The sequence below is a fragment of the Fructilactobacillus sp. X3R2C1 genome, from assembly GCF_059901235.1.
Window position 1 is genome coordinate 13117 of the sequence record NZ_JBWXVA010000006.1, and the last position, 17822, is coordinate 30938.

Below are 17822 nucleotides of genomic sequence, written 5' to 3' on the forward strand. Positions count from 1 at the left end.
CTTCCACTCCTATTCAGGATCCTTATTAGCATCTTGGCTAATATCTTTCTTATTTTGTTCAACTGCTTGTTCTTCGTGTTTTTGCTCCTGGTTGTTTTTAGAAGCATTTTCTTTGATCAACTCATTTAAGTTGTTATCAAAGACCTTAGTCGCATCGTATCCCATTGAACGAGCCCTAAAGTTCATCGCAGCGGTTTCAATAATAATGGCTAAGTTTCGTCCGGGTTTTACCGGAATTGTCAATTTCTTCAAATCAACGTCAAAGATTCGAGTTGTTTCACGGTCGGTCCCAAGCCGATCATACTTAGTATCCTTGTTCCACTGGTCCAAATGAACGATTAAGTCCACTTTTGATTGGGAACGAACGGCACCCGCACCAAATAGGTTCATCACATCAATAATGCCAATCCCACGAATTTCTAGTAAGTGATTAAGAATCTTGGGAGCTTGACCAATCAAGGTTTGCTCATCTTGTTGATAAACCTCAACTCGATCATCAGCAATTAAACGATGACCACGCTTAACAAGTTCTAGCGCCGTTTCACTCTTACCAATTCCAGAATCACCGGTAATTAAAACACCAAGTCCATAAACTTCAACCAAAACCCCATGAATGGACTTTCGTTCGGCTAACTTAGCTTCAAGATACGTCGTCATATTGCTTAGAATTCTAGAGGTGGTTAACTTTGAACCTAAGATTGGAATGTGAGCCTTTTTGGCGGCTGCCACTAACTGCTCAGGTGGTTCTAGTTGAGTAGAAATAACAAATGCAGGCGTTTCTGGTTGACACATTTTGGTCATTACTTCTTTTAATTTTTCATCACTCATTCCCTTTGCAAATGAGGTTTCAGTTATCCCAAAGATCTGAATTCGCTTGGCTGGGTAGTAGTTAAAATATCCAGTCAATTCCAGTCCCGGACGTGAAATGTCACTAGTGGTAATGGGACGGTCTAAATATTCACGACCCCAAAAGACACTAAGATGAGTGTTCTTTACTAAATCAGCTACCGTTACACTCTGAGCCATTGGACCTACCTCCAAATAAAATTAATTTACTTAATTCTAACACAATCAGACCTAATTTAGGCGGTTCTTAATTTTATGCAAAATAAAAGAAGCGCCCATTAACTAGGTGCTTCTAACTAATTATTTTGAAACATTTCAATTCCAATCTCATGCGGTGAACCATCGTAAATTGCCGTTTCTTTAATCTCTAATTGATTCTTACGATTTTTAACCTTCATGTGAACAAAGGTCGGATCATCTTGTAAAGCAGAATACAATTGACTTTCCGAATTTACCGGAACGTTGTTAACTTCAACAATTAAGTCACCCGTTTTAAGTCCCATCTTATCGGCTGGAGTGCGGGGTTTAATCCCAATGATTCGGATTCCATCAACCGCTTGACTAATCTGATTTCCGGTCTTTCGGTCAACGCGATGGAAGTGATACATGATGATTACATAAACCACTGCCAATAAAGCAATCGCGATGATAACGTAGTAACTATTTCTCATAAAGTAAGCACCCGCCGTTAGTAAAATGGCTAACAATGCGAGTTCTCCAATCGCGTTTGAAATCCGTGGCATTAATTCATTTGGCAAATGGTTAACAAACTTGAAGCGAAAACCAATCAAAAACGGAACAACCAAGAAGGTTACATGTGCACCAAAAATATTAAAAACTGGCCACATTGGTACGATCGTTTCGATTAATTTACCAGGAATCATCAGTACCAGCGGAATCACAGCTAACTCATTGTATCCATAAGATGCCACTCGGTTTCCGCGCCGATTCTTTGAAACCTGAGGAGAGTTAATTGTCCTACCATTCATCTTCAAAAAGATAAACATTAGAACCAGCATGATTGTGATTAAGGCTAAGTAATTGGCCGATCTTGATGCGTTCATATTCACGGCACCAATAAAGTCGCCACCCTTAATCATCGGGATTGAATAATCATTGAAGAAGACCCCAACAAAAACTGATCCAAATAAAATCAATGTCGGCACTAAGATTCCTGGGATCAGTAAACTAATGGCGATCAATAATTCATATAATAAAATCCAATTTAAGGACACTTCAATCCCAACCAAAGCAGTTAAAATTGATCCAACAATTCCCAGCACAATTAATGATTTAAAAAAGACCCATCCTTCGTGAAATTTAGGGTTAACAGCACTTTCAAATAAGCGTCGTTCTCGATTTACTCTTCGATTATAAACGAAGAAAACGCGAATAAGTGCAAACCAAAAAGCTGGCATAAAGACAAAAAACAAAATATTAGTCGCAACTGACATAATGAACTTCCTTTTTCGTTATTTTGGGTTCTTCTGTTTTAAATTCCACTGCAAATACGCGTTAATGAATGGATTCAAATCACCATCCATCACTGCTTGACCATTACCAGTCTCATAATTGGTCCGATGATCCTTAACCATTGTATAGGGATGAAAAACATAAGAACGAATTTGTGAACCCCAACCAATATCAAGCTGCTTACCCTCAATCTTGGCTTTCTCTTCTTCTTTTTTCTCTTGTTCACGTTCGTACAACTTTGATTTTAACATATTCATCGCTGTAACTCTATTCTGTAATTGTGAACGTTGGGCCTGACTTGAGGTGACAATTCCAGTTGGTAAGTGGGTAATTCGAACCGCTGAAGAGGTTTTATTAATATGCTGACCACCAGCACCGCTCGACCGAAAAACATCAATCCGGAGATCTTCTGGGTTAATGTCAACGTTCACAGTTTCATCAAGCTCTGGCATAACATCAACGGAGGCAAACGACGTATGACGCCGCCCTGCTGAATCGAAGGGTGAGATCCGCACTAACCGGTGAACGCCTTTTTCTGATTTCAGGTAACCATAGGCGTTGGTTCCAAATACTAAAAATGTCACACTGTTGATCCCAGCAACGTCACCTGGTTGATAGTCTTCGACTGAAACCGAAAAGCCGTTTTGTTCGGCCCATCGTTGATACATCCGAAATAACATGGACCCCCAGTCTTGTGATTCAGTTCCACCAGCTCCAGGATGGATCTCAACAATTGCATTATTTTCATCGTATTTCCCATTCAAAAGTAAACTCAGCTGATAACTACTAAGTTCCTTTTGGGTCTTGGCTAATTCGTCATCGAACTCTTTCTTTAAATCATCATCACTAACTTCTTCAAGGAGTTCGAGGTTAACCTTTAAATCTTCCACCTTTTTAGCCAGTGAATTAAAATTATCATATTTTAATTTTAATCGATTGTTCTCATCAATTAATTTCTGGGCTTTTCTTTGGTCATCCCAAAATCCCGGTTCAGCCATTTTAGCCTCATTAACCGAAATATTTTCACTTAGTTGATCCAGGTCAAAGTGACCCCCTAAAGCCAGCTACGGCTTTTTTAATCTTTTCGACCTGTCCACGTGCTTCACTTAATTCCATTTCATACTCCTGAAGATGAAAAAACGGAGACCAAAAGTCCTCCGTTCTTAAACTATCTTTCCATATTTTGTCTGATCTCAGCTTTCATAAACAACCTAGTGACATCGTAGTCAATATCAGAGACCATTTCTTCAAACATTCTAAATCCTTCACGTTGATACTCAACTAATGGGTTTAATTGACCATAACCACGAAGACCGATTGACTCTCGTAATTGGTCCATTGAATCGATGTGGTCAGTCCAGTGTGAATCAACCACCCTAAGCACAACCACTTTTTCAAATTCAAGCATCTGTTCGGGATCCTGGAGCTCTTTTTCTTTCTTATCATACTCAGTATCAACGAGTCCCATCAAGTATGCCTTAATTTCATCACTTGATTTTCCTTTTAAGTCATCAATGCTGATTTGATCGGGACTAACTAATGAATTAATCGCAAAATCAAGGATGGTTTGGAGATCCCATTTCTTTTGATCTCCCTGAGTGTGCAAGTTGACAATTCGATTAACCGTTCGTTTGATCATTGGCATAATAACCCACTTAAGTGACTTATTTTCGTCAATCACCTTACTACGCTCGCCATAGATTACATCACGTTGTTGACGCATCACATCATCGTACTTTAACACGTTTTTACGTGAATCATAGTTATTACCTTCAACTCGTTTTTGAGCCGATTCGACCTGCTTCGTGATCATGTGACTCCGGATAACCGCATCATCGCCCTCAACCTTCATTGAGTCAAGAATACTTTTAACCTTATCAGACCCAAATCGACGCATCAAATCATCTTCAAGTGAAAGATAGAATTGGGAATAACCAGGATCACCCTGTCTTCCAGAACGTCCACGTAATTGATTATCAATTCTTCGTGACTCGTGTCGTTCGGTCCCGATAACCGCTAATCCACCTAATTTGACCACTCCAGGTCCAAGCTTAATATCAGTTCCACGACCGGCCATGTTGGTTGCAATGGTAACAGCTCCTTTTTGACCGGCGTTAGCAACAATGTCAGCTTCTTTGGCATGATTTTTTGCATTCAAAACTACGTGAGGAATTTTTTCTTCATCAAGTCGCTCTGAAAGATATTCAGAAGTTTCAACCGCAACCGTACCAATCAGGATTGGTTGTCCCCGTTTGTGTAAATCTTTAATTTTGGCAATAACAGCGTCAAATTTTGATTCCAAACTTGGATATAAAACATCTGGCTCATCAATTCTAACAACCGGTTTATTGGTTGGAACCGCAATGACATCCATGTTGTAAATTTCTCGAAACTCATCCTGTTCCGTTTTAGCGGTACCAGTCATTCCAGCTAACTTACTGTACTGTCTAAATAAGTTTTGATAGGTGATGTTAGCCATCGTCTTGCTTTCTTCTTGGATGGTAACACCCTCTTTAGCCTCAAGTGCTTGGTGAAGCCCATCTGAAAAACGACGACCTTCCATGATTCTTCCGGTAAAGGAATCAACGATTAAAACCTCGTCTTTTGAGACAACATAGTCTTTATCCTTTTCCATCACGTAATTGGCACGTAAAGCCTGATCCAAATGGTGGGTTAAAGCAGTGTTTTCCGTATCGTAAAGGTTATTTAAATTGAAGTACTTTTCGGCTTTTTCAATTCCAACATCCTTCAAAGAGACCGTTTTAGTCTCTAAATCAACCTTAAAATCCGTTTTAGGATTTAGTGTCTTGGCAAATTTATCTGCCTGCATGTAAAGCTTGTTTGACCCACGAGCTTCACCAGAAATGATCAATGGGGTTCTGGCTTCATCGATTAAGATCGAATCAACTTCGTCGACGATGGCAAAATTAAGTGGGCGTTGAACCCGATCTTCTTTATAAACCACCATGTTATCCCTTAAATAATCAAATCCAATCTCACTATTAGTTGAATAAGTGATGTCGCTATCATAGGCAGCTCGTTTTTCTTCCGGATTCTTATCAGCCGAGTTCACCCCGACCGTTAAGCCCAGCCAATTGTATAACTGGCCCATTTGAGTGGCATCACGTTGTGATAGGTATTCATTAACCGTAACGACATGAACACCTTTTCCTGATAAAGCATTCAGGTAGACGGGCATTGTAGCCGTTAACGTTTTCCCTTCACCAGTCTTCATCTCAGCAATATTACCCTCATGAAGGACAATTCCACCCATAATCTGGACTCGAAATGGATTTAACCCGAGCACTCGTCTGGCACCTTCACGGGCAACCGCAAAAGCCTCAGGTAACATGTCATCTAAGCTTTCACCATTTTGATAACGCTTTTGAAATTCTGGGGTTTTAGCTTGTAATTCTTTATCACTTAATTTTCGATATTGTTCTGAGTATGAGCTGACCTTATCGGCGAGCTTTCCTAATCGTTTCAGTTCGCTTTTGTCGCTTTCAACCCATTTCTTTAAAAGGTTTGTTGCCATTGATTGATTTCTCCTCTAGTGTCTAAACCGTTTTTGTTTCTCGAATGATCAGTCTATTTTCTTATTCTAACATTTTATCAAATCAATTAAAAATTCATCACAAAAAAACAGAAATATGCTATTTCTGTTTTTCTAACGATCGGTTTTAATTAGTCCATAGTCTCCATCATGTCTTCGATAAACAATGTCAGTGGTGCCATCGGTGACATCAACATAGACAAAAAAATCATGCCCAATCAAATTCATCTGAATAATGGCATCTTCCGAAGTCATCTTCTGTAAAGGAATCCGCTTTTTCCTAACGATCTTAGATTCGGCTAATCGTTTATTGGGATCATTAAAAACGTGGGATAACTTATGCTCAGTTAATTCTTCATTTACCTTTGAGCCATATTTATCGATCTGCTGCTGGATATCGTGAATCGCGATATCAATGCTTTTGTGAATGTCATCAGAGTTGCCCTCACCTCGCAGTAAAAAGTTCGGTAGGATAATAGTGATTTCAGCTTTGATTCGTTCGTTAGAATAGTTCATAAGATCAACATGAGCAGTCCCTTTCACGTTTGCATCAAAACGTTTATCAATTGTTTTGACGTGATGATTAATGTAATCACGGAGATCACTGGTGATTTCAACATCATCACCTCTTAATTTAGTTTCAAGCATTTTAATCTCTCCTATGCTTAGTATCATTGTCTTCAAACGAATCTCTTATAACTATTATAAATTCTAATCGATTAAATAACAATCAATACTAACGTGCAAGGGTAATACTTGAGACTTTCTTAACCCCATACGAATATAACAGTTTGGCCGCTAAGTGCAGGGTGGTTCCAGTCGTATACACATCATCAATCAAACAAACCTTTCTCCCACGTAGGTTGTTAGTCGACCACTCCGGCTCAACGTAAAATGGTTGTTTTAAATGCATCCTATCAAATTTATCTTTTTTAGACTGGGGTAAGCCCTTTTTTGACACCGCTCCTAAGACCTTTTGATATTTCACACCAGCTAACCACCCCTCAACCTGATTAAACTTTCGCACCTCAAACGTTTTCTTACTAATCGGGATGGGAACAATCATACCGCCGTCGTTATGGTCAAATATAAAAGACTGAAACTGACTTTGAAATAGTCGCCTTAACCGATAATCACCCTGAAACTTGTACCGAGCCATGTAATCACTCACTTCATCGTATGGAAACAACGCGTAGTTAATTAATTTGGGACCAGATTGATCTTCCCAAATCTTACAATCATCACACAACTCTAATTTTGCTTGCTGCTTGCCACAATCTGGACACGCCGTTTTTAAATCAATGGGGCAAAAAAGTTTTTGACATTCATCACACATAATTGGCGGGACAAAGGAACGAAAACTTAAAATAAAGGAAATTCTCACATCACTTCTAATAATTTGATTACACCATAAACATTTATTCATGACTTTTTAATTTCATCCCTCTGCGATTCATAGCCTTAATCTCATTTTGGGCGCTAGTAATTCGTCTTGAAAAACTTCCCACAAAAAAATCAACGTTACCGGTCGGTCTGGTCTTTTTTCGGCCCACTCTTCCTGCCATCTGAACTAATGACGACGTAGAAAAGACCTTATCGTCGGCCCCCAGTACCATTACATCAATATCCGGAAAAGTCACTCCTCGTTCTAAGATGGTCGTAGTCACTAAAAATAACACTTGCTGGTCACGCATGGCTTGAACCTTTTCCATTCGTTTCTTGTCCGCCGAATAAACAGATTCCCATACCTTTGAACCACGGATTTGTTTGCTTAAAATCCGATCAACCACCGGTAAATCTTTAATCTTAGGAACAAACAATAAAAATCTTCTTCCAATTGCAACGTTACGCTGACACATTTTAATTAATTGATGGGGTAACCTTCCCTTTGATAATTGCATCCGCCACTTTCTTGACAAGTGAACTTTAATCACGGGCAACAAATGACCATGAAACCTGATCGGCAAATAACTCATATCTCCATTTCCACGCGTGATTTGGGTTTTCAGTCGTTTACTTGGAGTGGCACTTAACATGATTCTTTGACCCGTAGTCTTTAAAGCATGCTTTACGGAAAATTCCAGGTTAACGTTATTAACGAATGGAAACGCATCAACTTCATCAATAATCAACAAATCAAAAGCATGAAAGAAACGCATGAGTTGGTGGGTCGTACAGACAGTCAGTTGACAATAATGGTACTTGTCTTTACTTTTACCATGCAATAAAACCATATCAAGGTTAGAAAAAGCCGCTTTAAGACGCGGATAAAGTTCCGAACACACGTCCACTCTGGGAGAAGCAATGGCAATTCGAAATTTACGTTCAATCGCCCATGTTAATACCGGAAAAAGCATCTCGGTCTTACCCGCTCCAGTAACCGCCCACAGTAGATGATCACGGTGATGTTTTACTGATTCAATCATCCTTAACGCACAGTCTTTTTGATTTACAGTTAGCGTCCCATCCCAAGTCAAAACATTACTTGGAACCACAACACGATTTGTTTCTAGGACACTAACCAGTTTCATCGAAGAATCAATTCGCCCCATTTCGATGCAATTGGGGCAGTAAAAAATATGATTGGGAAGTTCACATTTTGATTTTTCACAATTGAATCCACATCGGTTACAATGAATAGTAGTTTGATTAACCGTTACCGCTAATTCAAAATTAAGAAGTGGATCACTTAAAAGCATCGGATCAATCAAAGTGCTTGGCGTAAGTCTTCCCATTAGTTCTTTTTGATCTTTGATCATTAACTATCCGCCTCCATTTTTAAATACGAAGAACAGGAATAATTTAATGCAAAATTCTTTTTTAACCATTAAACAAGCTGGTCAAAATGAAATTATTATCAAAAAATCAAAGTTTATTGCTTCTGTATCTCGTGTCACGGACGAAGCGAGTGCTCAAGCATTCATCGCCAGTATCAAAAACCAAAATAAAAAGGCTAACCACAATTGTTTTGCCTATGTCATTGGCCCAAATGATGATGTCCAGCGAGAAAGTGACAACGGCGAACCCAGTGGGACTGCCGGCATTCCAATCCTGGAGGCCATTAAAAACATGGAGCTTCACGACACAGTAATCGTAGTAACAAGGTACTTTGGTGGCATCAAACTAGGTGCTGGTGGCCTAATTCGAGCATATAGTAACTCGGCATCGGATGTGATTGAAAGGGTTGGAATTAGTAAAATGACGCTTAAAACTGCACTTACTATTTCAGTATCCTATAAGTTAAATGATAAACTCCAATATTTTCTTAAACAAAATAATCTACCAATTACTAACGTTGAATATGACACCAGTGTTCGGGTAAGCACCGCCATTTCAAATCATGTGATTGATGACTTCAAAACAAAAATCAACAATTTGCTTGCAGGAGACGTTCAATTCAAGATTGGTAAGGAAGCTTATTTTGAGAGTCCAGTTTAGTCTAAAAAGAGTAGTTCACCTTCAATGAACTACTCTTTTTTGTTTGATTTGGTTTTATGCTTTGCCTTGGTTTTAGTGATTTCGGTTTCGTGATTAGCCTTACTGGTTGTTCCAGTCACAACGCGTTTAATCAAATTAAGCAAGGGTTGCCGGTTCTTTCCGACTAATCCAATGGCTTCCACAAAAAGCTCAATCCCAATCAAAGTGGCAACCGTCAACAACACTGATCCCCAGAAACTGGACAATGGATAGAGTAAAGAGATGAAAGCGAAAATTAACGCAATTCCGTAAATCACCAAAACCGTTTGTCGATGGGTCAAACCAATCTGCATCAACCGATGATGTAAATGGTGCTTATCAGCGTGAGAGATAGGCTGTTTGTTCAAAATCCGCCGTAAAATTGCATAAGCGGTATCCGAGATTGGAACTCCCAAAATCACAACGGGAATAATGACTGATATGAAGGTGGCGTTTTTAAGACCTTGTAAGGAAAAAACCGAGATCATAAAGCCAATTAATAGGGATCCCGTATCCCCTAGATAGATTCGAGCTGGGAAAAAATTATACGGTAAAAAGCCCAAACAGGAAGCGGCAAAGGTAAAAATCATGATTGACACGTAAACGTTACCGACGTTTAAAAAGAATAAGCCGATGATTCCCATCGTAGTCAGAGCAATAATGGCAATCCCCGTCGCTAGTCCATCCAGTCCATCGATTAAATTAATTGAGTTCGTAATCCCGAGAATCCATATCCAGGTAATTGGTAGACTTAACCATCCCAGACTAACATCACCAAAGAATGGGAGCGTGATAGAACTCATCTGAATGCCCGCAAAAATGTACACCCATAGTGCCGCTAGTGAGATCCCAATCACCTTTTGCCGTGGCGTCAATTCAAAAATATCATCAATGACCCCCGTCATAATGATAATAATTTCTCCGCCCAGAATTCCCCACAACTTACTAGATGGAATTTGGTTTCGCAAAAAAACGCAAGTCGTAATGGTATAAGCAATAAAAATTGCCAGACCACCTAACGTTGGCATTGGAATTTTATTTACACGTCTTTTATTCGGTTTATCAATGGCGCCAATTTTGAATGCTAAAATTCTGATAAAAGGGGTTAAAACCGCCGACATTATCATCGTTGCAAACAAATAGACGAATATTTCAAATTTCAATTAAGTATGGCCTTCCACGATTAAGTTTATATTCAATTATACAAACGGAAAATAACAAACACAAGCTTCCCTTTATTTAATTTATGATAATTAAATCTAATGATAACAATTAAAATTTTGGTTTGTTTTTTAGTTCATTTCATATATTATATTAAATATAGAAATAGCTAAATCAATCACATACTTTTGAAAGGAGTCAAACATGCAAAATAAAGAAGAAAAATCTCAAAAAGATGCTCCATTGTTAACTCAACTCGGTATCTTTGGGGTCATTTTATTCGTCTCAAGTCTAATCTCAGCACTCTTTCCAGCCAACTTTCCAGTTCCAACCCCAGTAATTGGGTTGGTGATATTATATTTGTTATTGACCTTTAAAGTCATTAAACCAGAACAGGTCGAAAAGGTCGGATCATTTTTTATTGGAATCCTAGGATTCCTTTTCGTCCCTTCTGGAATTCAATTAGCGGCCTCCCTCGACATTATGAAACATTCTGGCGTCAAACTAGTGATTATGATCATTATTTCGACAGTCGTCATGTTGGTGTCGGTGGCTTTAGTTGCTACTTTTTTGATATGAGCCCGCAATAAAATTTTTGGCAAAAAACAAGACATTGATAAGGAGTAACCAAATATGCAAACGGAACTATTAAAATTTTTAGGCAATCCAATGTTTGGAATTGCTCTATCATTGGTGGTCTATCTGATTGGATCATTTCTATTTAAAAAATTTAACGGCTTTTTTCTTTTTCAACCATTATTTGTTGGGATGGTGCTCGGGATCTTTGTTCTCTGGTTAATGAGCAAAGCAACGGGGATTAACATTACCTGGATTTACACCAACTTGTATAAGCCAGGTGGTGATATTATTTTTTGGTTCCTCTTCCCTACCACGATTGCTTTCGCAGTCCCACTCTTCAAGCGAAACGACATCGTGAAAAAGTACTGGTTTGAAATTTTGTTATCACTAATAATCGGTTTAACCATTTCGGTAATCATCATGTACTTTGTCTCCAAGTTAATTGGATTAAACAAGTCGGAAATTGCTTCCATGCTTCCGCAGGCTGCCACTACCGCAGTTGCAATGCCAATCGCTCAAGGCATTAACGGTGTGCCAGCAATTACCGCCATGGCATGTATCTTAAACGCTGTTATTATTTACGCACTTGGCGACTGGATCATTAAAATATTCAGATTGAAGAACCCCATCGGAATTGGATTGGGGCTTGGAACGGCAGGACACACCCTTGGATCAGCTAAAGCCCTTGAGCTTGGTGAAGTTCAGGGCTCCATGGCTGCGATTGCGGTGGTCATTATTTCGGTGGTCGTTGATATCATCGTCCCACTATTTGCTCATATTGTGAACCTTTAAAGTCAAATCAAAAAAGCTAGGCGATGTTAAACATCGCCTAGCTTTTTGTTCTATTATTCACTTAAATGATAGTTATACGTCGACACAATGATGTCCTGACGTGAATTCAAGGCACTTCTTAATCGAACAGCGGTCTGGTTATGAAGGACTTGTTGCCAGTAGTGTCTTGGTACAAATTGAGGAACCAGAACCGTCGTAGTATAATTACGATCCTCATCCTGTTTCGCAATAACGTCACAGAAACGAAGCACCGGATCGACAACCGAACGATACGAGGTATGAATATCGACAAATCGAATGTCTGGATACTCTTCTTTAAACTTCGTTGAAATTTTCTCTTCTTTTTGCGGATTATCGGCAAACGAAACGTGCATGGCAATAACGTTGTCACCAATCGATCTCGCATAGTTAATTGCTTGTCTAGTAACTTGGGTAACATTTCCCACTAACACGATTACCGTTGAACCAGCATAGGTATGATTCTCATAATTCGGATCAGTTGAAATACGCAGCTGCTCAGCAATTCGTTGATAGTGAAGATGAATTTTGTAAAACATCAAAAGGAGCAACGGCATGATAATGAGGTATGGCCAAACGTTTGCAAAATGAAGTGCAAACAGGAAGAAGACTAACATCACTGAGATGAACGCTCCAATAAAATTAATGACAGCCTTCACCGGCCACAAGCCATCTTTATTTCTGAACCAGTGAACAATCATTCCAGATTGAGACAACGTAAATGGAACAAACACACCAACAGCATAAAGTGGAATTAAGAGATTGGTTTTACCCTTAAAGAGGACAATTAAAACAATCGCCCCTAAAGCTAACGAAATAATTCCATTTGAATAACCTAGTCGGTCACCCTTATCCAGGTAGGCATGTGGCAAATATTTATCCTTAGCCATGTTGTAGGCCAAAATTGGAAAGGCAGAGAAACCAGTGTTAGCAGCAACAGCTAAAATCAAGGCAGTTGCAAGCTGAAGTAAGTAGTACATGATTCCGTGACCAAAGACATTGGTACCAATCTGTGATAAGACGGTATCCTTAGCGTTAGGAATAACTCCCATGTAGTAACTTAGAAAGGTAATCCCAGCAAAGAAGATTCCTAAAATAATGGCCATGATACCTAATGTATTGGCAGCGTTCTTTCGTTTTGGTTGTTTAAAGTTCGGAACCGCATTACTAATGGCTTCAACTCCAGTTAACGATGCTGAACCAGATGAGAATGCCTTAAAGAATAATACCAAGGTCATTCCCTTAACTGAGGTATTCAGTGGAGCATACGCATGATAAGTAATTTTATTAGTTAAAATATTATAGGCACCAACAATGATTAAAATGATAATCATCACAATAAATAGGTACACTGGAATGACCAGGAATGAAGCTGAATCATGCATTCCACGAAGATTCAAAATCATGATAAATATTACAATTAAGATTGCAATCGGAACCTGATAATTATATAGCGCAGGGATAGCAGAAGTAATCGCTTCAGTCCCAGAAGTCGTTGAAACGGCAACCGTTAACATATAATCAACTAATAGGGACCCACCGGCAACTAAACCAGCAGTGTCACCCCAATTGGTTCGGGCAACAACGTAGGCACCTCCACCAGATGGATAAGCATAAATAATCTGTCGATAAGATAATGTGATTGCGGCTAACAGAACCAACACTAGCAGTGCGACCCACATTTGATACATTAATGCCGCGGTCGATAAGGTAATCAAAACGGCAGTAATCTGTTCAGTACCATAAGCAACTGATGATAAGGCATCAGATGATAGCAAAGCTAAACCTTTGAACTTAGTGAGAGATTGACCAGAGCCTTCCGTTGTCTTAAGCGGACGTCCAATAATTAATCTTTTTAAATACCGCCACATTTAATCCATACTCCTTTAATATGTCATATTTAACCTAGTAAAACCGTAATTTTAAAGTCAAATGCAATTGTACTACATTAAACTAGATAATTCATCATAATTGGAAATAAAAAAGAGTCCATTCGGACTCTTTTTTATTAAAACTTAAATTACATCATTCCACCCATTCCAGGTTGTTGTGGAGCAGCTGGTTGATCATTATCATTTTTTGGTTGTTCGGCAACAACGGCTTCAGTAGTTAATAGAAGAGCTGAAACAGATGCAGCGTTTTGAAGTGCTGAACGGCTTACCTTAGTTGGGTCAACGACACCAGCTTTGATCATGTCTTCGTATTTGCCAGTCAATGCATTGTAACCAATGCCTGGTTTTTCGTCTTTCAAATGATCCACAATAACTGAACCGTCAATCCCAGCATTTTCAGCAATTTGTCTTACTGGTGCTTCTAGGGCTTTAACAACAATGTTAACTCCAGTTGCTTCATCACCTTCAGCGGGGATTTTATCAACGTCATTCAAGATGTTGATAAAGGCTGTACCACCGCCGGGAACAAATCCCTCTTCAACAGCGGCTCTAGTAGCATTCAAAGCATCTTCAATCCGGTACTTACGTTCTTTAAGTTCAGTTTCAGTGGCTGCACCAACTTTGATAACAGCAACTCCACCAGCCAACTTAGCTAAACGTTCCTTCAACTTATCACGGTCAAAGTCAGAATCAGTGGCATCAATTTGTTGTTTGATTTCATCAATTCGTTTGTCGATAGCTTCTTTGCTACCCTTACCTTCAACGATAGTTGTGCTGTCTTTAGTAACGTTAACCTTATTAGCTTGACCTAATTGATCAATGGTAGTGTCTTTTAGATCTAATCCAAGATCAGAAGTAATTACAGTACCACCAGTCAAAGTAGCAATGTCTTGGAGTTGTTCTTTACGACGATCACCAAAGCCAGGAGCCTTAACAGCTACAACATTAAAGGTTCCACGCATCTTGTTCAAAACTAAGGTTGGAAGAGCTTCTCCACCAATATCATCAGCAATGATCAAGAGTGAACGACCTTGTTGTACGACTGATTGAAGTAATGGCAAAATGTCTTGGATATTAGTGATTTTCTTGTCAGTAATTAAAATGTAGGGATTATCTAGGTTAGCTTCCATTTTTTCTTGGTCGGTAACCATGTATTGTGACATGTATCCACGATCAAATTCCATACCTTCAACAACGTCTAAACTAGTGTCAACACCACGTGATTCTTCAATCGTAATAACACCATCATTACCAACTTTTTCCATTGCGTCGGCAATCAAATTACCAACCTTTTCGTTAGCTGATGAGATTGAAGCAATTTGAGCGATATCTTCCTTGCTAGTTACTTGGTGACTCATCTTGTGAAGACTGTCAACGGCTGTTCTAGTAGCCTTTTCGATTCCTTGACGAACTCCAACGGGATTGGCACCAGCGGTAACGTTCTTCATACCCTCTTTAACGATTGCTTGGGCAAGAACAGTAGCAGTAGTAGTACCATCACCGGCAACGTCATTCGTTTTAGAAGCAACTTCAGATACTAACTTAGCACCCATATTTTCAAAGTGATCTGGAAGATCAATTGCCTTAGCAATGGTAACACCATCATTTGTGATTGTTGGATCTCCAGCTTTTTCTTCTAGAACAACGTTACGTCCCTTTGGACCCATAGTTGTTTTTACAGTGTCAGCTAACTTGTCAACACCATTTAACATCGAATTTCTAGCATTTTCAGAAAACTTAATTTCTTTAGCCATTATTATCACCTCATATTAATTAATTTATTTTTTATTATTTAACGATTGCAAGCAAATCTTTTTCGTGCATTACAAGGTATGGAGTACCATCATATTCAACCTTTGTCCCTGCATACTTATCAAACATGACCATGTCGTCTTCTTTAACAGAAGGGGCAACTTTTTGTCCGTTATCAAGAACTCGACCTTCGCCTACAGCGACAACTTTACCCATCTGTGGTTTTTCTTTAGCGTTATTTGCTAAAACAATTCCACCGACGTTTTTTTCTTCTGGTTCTTGCACTTCGACAATTACGCGATCTCCTAATGGTTCTAACACGTTAATCCCTCCAATAAATATCTTTATTAAATTTTAGCACTTGCACTTATCAAGTGCTAACTTACATTCTTAATATATTATTTTTTCACAACTAATGCAAGAACTTTGCCCGATAAAAATAAAAAAGCATCCAAAATTGGATGCTTAATCTTTATCATAATGATCAATAAAATAGATCAATGTTTGCAGTTCATTAGTTAAATCAACATTATGAACTCTAATTTCCTTTGGAACCGATAATCGGACTGATGTGAAGTTTAAAATTCCCTTTACACCCGCCTTGGCAACTTGATCAGCAACTTGTTGAGCAACTTTACCAGGAACTGTGAGAATCACAACGCTGATTTGTTGATCTTTAAGCTGTTTTACCAATTGATCCATTGGGTAAATTGGAACCCCACCTTGAATGGTATTAACATTTTTAGGATTAACGTCAAAAGCAGCGGAAATTCTAATATTACTATCCATGTGGAAGTTAAAATTCAAAAGGGCATGACCCAAGTTACCAACACCAATCAATGCTACATTGGTTAATTGATCTTGGTTCAAGATCTTCTTGAAAAATTCTAGTAAACTGTCTACGTCATATCCATAACCTCGCTTACCAAGGGCACCAAAATATGAAAAGTCACGACGAATTGTAGCAGAATCCACTTGAATTGCGTCGGCCAATTCATTTGATGATATTCGTTTCTTTCCACCGTCATGTAAAATATTTAAATAACGATAGTAAAGCGGCAATCGTTTCGCGGTTGCACGTGGAATTTTTGTCTCAGCCATTTTCAAATCTCCTATTATTATTGTCGAGATTAATAAGTCACAAAATTAATTCTAACATAAAGAAATTGTTTGTGAAATAATATAAAAATGAAATCAGCTGAAAAGCCCCACAGGGCAGGATAAATTAATTTAATAATTTGTTGTTAACGATTTATTTTTCATTTTCAGCCCACTCAAATTCTAATCCTGGATCAGCATTTAGTGAAGCTTTTCCTTTTTTCTGATGGTGCTGCATTGCCGCTGCAGCAGCTCCTATCATGGCTGCATTATCTCCACACAACTTAAGCGGAGCCTTGACAAATTCCACATTTTCCTTACTAGCAATTGCATCTAGTCGATTTCTAATGCCCTTATTCGCGGCAACTCCGCCAGCTAAAATAAACTCTTTTACAGGATAATTTTCAAGCGCACTTTGTGATTTTTTTGCCAAAACGTCCACTACGGCAGCTTCAAAACTAGCAGCTAAATCGTTCTTATTTAGAGTCTTTCCAATCTGATCGGCATGGTGAACGGTATTGATAAAAGCACTTTTAAGTCCGCTAAAACTAAAATCATAATTACCATCTGATTCCATCGCGCGTGGAAAATTAAAAGTATCCTTTCCCTTTTGAGCCATTTTGTCAACGGTTGGACCAGCTGGATAATTAATTCCTAAAACTCTCCCAATTTTGTCAAACGCTTCACCCGCGGCATCGTCTCTAGTCTCACCGATGATCTCAAACTTACCTTCTTCGGGCATAAAAACAAGCTCCGTATGACCACCAGATACCACAAGTGCCATTGCCGGAAACTCAATTGGCTTAATAAAGTTAGTAGCATAAATATGTCCTGCAATGTGATTAATTGGAATGAGGGGTAGATGATGAGCCCAAGCTACCACTTTGGCAGCGGTGACTCCAATCAAAAGTGCCCCAACCAATCCTGGGCCATAGGTCACAGCTACCGCCGTTAAATCATCGTATGTGACGTTTGCACGTTTCAAAGCATCATTTATACAAATGGTAATCTCTTCAATATGATGACGACTAGCCACTTCTGGTACCACACCACCAAATCGCTGATGACTTTTAATCTGAGTTGCAACGACGTTTGATAAAATTTCTTTACCATCCTTGATAACAGCAACACTTGTTTCATCACAACTACTCTCAAACGCCAAGATCACACTACTATCTTGCATTAATACTCACCCGTCTCTA

At 38.9% G+C, this 17822-nt stretch carries 16 protein-coding genes; 3 read left to right on the forward strand and 13 right to left on the reverse strand.

What is annotated here, in order from left to right:
• Window positions 1-9 precede the first annotated feature (9 nt).
• The 7 genes from hprK to AC6UDB_RS06400 form a co-directional block, all read right to left on the reverse strand.
• Window positions 10-1026, reverse strand: coding sequence for an HPr(Ser) kinase/phosphatase (gene hprK, locus AC6UDB_RS06370; RefSeq protein WP_500694441.1), 1017 nt, complete (start codon window positions 1024-1026; stop codon window positions 10-12).
• Between the two features lie 116 nt (window positions 1027-1142).
• A complete protein-coding gene (locus AC6UDB_RS06375; protein WP_500706803.1) occupies window positions 1143-2300 on the reverse strand; it encodes a PDZ domain-containing protein in 1158 nt (385 codons plus the stop codon).
• Window positions 2301-2318: 18 nt separating this feature from the next.
• A protein-coding gene (gene prfB / locus AC6UDB_RS06380) for a peptide chain release factor 2 (protein ID WP_500709477.1) occupies window positions 2319-3435 on the reverse strand; the annotation gives its coding sequence in 2 pieces (ribosomal slippage) (window positions 2319-3362 and window positions 3364-3435; 1116 coding nt in all).
• Between the two features lie 52 nt (window positions 3436-3487).
• The gene (gene secA, locus AC6UDB_RS06385; RefSeq protein ID WP_500694444.1) at window positions 3488-5854 is read right to left on the reverse strand and encodes a preprotein translocase subunit SecA; all 2367 of its coding nucleotides are present in this window, start codon (window positions 5852-5854) and stop codon (window positions 3488-3490) included.
• Window positions 5855-5986: 132 nt separating this feature from the next.
• Window positions 5987-6520, reverse strand: a complete 534-nt coding sequence (gene hpf, locus AC6UDB_RS06390) for a ribosome hibernation-promoting factor, HPF/YfiA family (RefSeq protein WP_500709479.1) — start codon at window positions 6518-6520, stop codon at window positions 5987-5989.
• An 88-nt stretch (window positions 6521-6608) separates the two neighbouring features.
• The gene (locus AC6UDB_RS06395) at window positions 6609-7298 is read right to left on the reverse strand and encodes a ComF family protein (protein ID WP_500709480.1); all 690 of its coding nucleotides are present in this window, start codon (window positions 7296-7298) and stop codon (window positions 6609-6611) included.
• Window positions 7291-8631, reverse strand: coding sequence for an ATP-dependent helicase ComFA (locus tag AC6UDB_RS06400; RefSeq protein ID WP_500709481.1), 1341 nt, complete (start codon window positions 8629-8631; stop codon window positions 7291-7293). Before AC6UDB_RS06400 ends, AC6UDB_RS06395 begins: the two co-directional genes overlap by 8 nt.
• A 46-nt stretch (window positions 8632-8677) precedes the next feature.
• On the opposite strand from AC6UDB_RS06400, the gene AC6UDB_RS06405 reads away from it, so the two are divergent.
• On the forward strand, window positions 8678-9310 hold the full coding sequence (locus AC6UDB_RS06405; protein WP_500709482.1) for a YigZ family protein: 633 nt from the start codon (window positions 8678-8680) through the stop codon (window positions 9308-9310).
• 29 nt (window positions 9311-9339) lie between these two features.
• Here AC6UDB_RS06405 and AC6UDB_RS06410 read toward each other — a convergent pair whose 3' ends face one another.
• On the reverse strand, window positions 9340-10491 hold the full coding sequence (locus AC6UDB_RS06410; RefSeq protein WP_500709483.1) for a glycosyltransferase family 4 protein: 1152 nt from the start codon (window positions 10489-10491) through the stop codon (window positions 9340-9342).
• A 202-nt stretch (window positions 10492-10693) separates the two neighbouring features.
• On the opposite strand from AC6UDB_RS06410, the gene AC6UDB_RS06415 reads away from it, so the two are divergent.
• Window positions 10694-11068 (forward strand): CidA/LrgA family protein, encoded by a 375-nt coding sequence (locus AC6UDB_RS06415; RefSeq protein ID WP_500709484.1) that lies wholly within the window; start codon window positions 10694-10696, stop codon window positions 11066-11068.
• Between the two features lie 54 nt (window positions 11069-11122).
• On the forward strand, window positions 11123-11860 hold the full coding sequence (gene lrgB, locus AC6UDB_RS06420; RefSeq protein ID WP_500694451.1) for an antiholin-like protein LrgB: 738 nt from the start codon (window positions 11123-11125) through the stop codon (window positions 11858-11860).
• 53 nt (window positions 11861-11913) lie between these two features.
• On the opposite strand, the gene kimA is transcribed toward lrgB, so the two are convergent.
• The 5 genes from kimA to tsaD all read right to left on the reverse strand — a co-directional run bounded on the left by kimA (window position 11914) and on the right by tsaD (window position 17803).
• Window positions 11914-13749, reverse strand: coding sequence for a potassium transporter KimA (gene kimA / locus AC6UDB_RS06425; protein WP_500709485.1), 1836 nt, complete (start codon window positions 13747-13749; stop codon window positions 11914-11916).
• Window positions 13750-13898: 149 nt separating this feature from the next.
• A complete protein-coding gene (groL, locus tag AC6UDB_RS06430) occupies window positions 13899-15524 on the reverse strand; it encodes a chaperonin GroEL (RefSeq protein ID WP_500694453.1) in 1626 nt (541 codons plus the stop codon).
• A 34-nt stretch (window positions 15525-15558) separates the two neighbouring features.
• Complete coding sequence (gene groES, locus AC6UDB_RS06435) at window positions 15559-15843, reverse strand: co-chaperone GroES (RefSeq protein WP_500694454.1); 285 nt, start codon at window positions 15841-15843, stop codon at window positions 15559-15561.
• Between the two features lie 144 nt (window positions 15844-15987).
• A complete protein-coding gene (locus AC6UDB_RS06440; RefSeq protein ID WP_010021811.1) occupies window positions 15988-16623 on the reverse strand; it encodes a redox-sensing transcriptional repressor Rex in 636 nt (211 codons plus the stop codon).
• A gap of 151 nt (window positions 16624-16774) precedes the next feature.
• Complete coding sequence (tsaD, locus tag AC6UDB_RS06445) at window positions 16775-17803, reverse strand: tRNA (adenosine(37)-N6)-threonylcarbamoyltransferase complex transferase subunit TsaD (RefSeq protein WP_500709486.1); 1029 nt, start codon at window positions 17801-17803, stop codon at window positions 16775-16777.
• Window positions 17804-17822 lie beyond the last annotated feature (19 nt).

Coding starts and splice junctions, on each gene's coding strand:
- hpf (WP_500709479.1), bottom strand. CDS start 6,520: ATGCTTGAAACTAAATTAAGAGGTGATGATGTTGAAATCACCAGTGAT.
- groL (WP_500694453.1), bottom strand. CDS start 15,524: ATGGCTAAAGAAATTAAGTTTTCTGAAAATGCTAGAAATTCGATGTTA.
- secA (WP_500694444.1), bottom strand. CDS start 5,854: ATGGCAACAAACCTTTTAAAGAAATGGGTTGAAAGCGACAAAAGCGAA.
- AC6UDB_RS06375 (WP_500706803.1), bottom strand. CDS start 2,300: ATGTCAGTTGCGACTAATATTTTGTTTTTTGTCTTTATGCCAGCTTTT.
- lrgB (WP_500694451.1), top strand. CDS start 11,123: ATGCAAACGGAACTATTAAAATTTTTAGGCAATCCAATGTTTGGAATT.
- hprK (WP_500694441.1), bottom strand. CDS start 1,026: ATGGCTCAGAGTGTAACGGTAGCTGATTTAGTAAAGAACACTCATCTT.
- AC6UDB_RS06415 (WP_500709484.1), top strand. CDS start 10,694: ATGCAAAATAAAGAAGAAAAATCTCAAAAAGATGCTCCATTGTTAACT.
- AC6UDB_RS06440 (WP_010021811.1), bottom strand. CDS start 16,623: ATGGCTGAGACAAAAATTCCACGTGCAACCGCGAAACGATTGCCGCTT.
- AC6UDB_RS06395 (WP_500709480.1), bottom strand. CDS start 7,298: ATGAATAAATGTTTATGGTGTAATCAAATTATTAGAAGTGATGTGAGA.
- AC6UDB_RS06400 (WP_500709481.1), bottom strand. CDS start 8,631: ATGATCAAAGATCAAAAAGAACTAATGGGAAGACTTACGCCAAGCACT.
- kimA (WP_500709485.1), bottom strand. CDS start 13,749: ATGTGGCGGTATTTAAAAAGATTAATTATTGGACGTCCGCTTAAGACA.
- AC6UDB_RS06405 (WP_500709482.1), top strand. CDS start 8,678: ATGCAAAATTCTTTTTTAACCATTAAACAAGCTGGTCAAAATGAAATT.
- tsaD (WP_500709486.1), bottom strand. CDS start 17,803: ATGCAAGATAGTAGTGTGATCTTGGCGTTTGAGAGTAGTTGTGATGAA.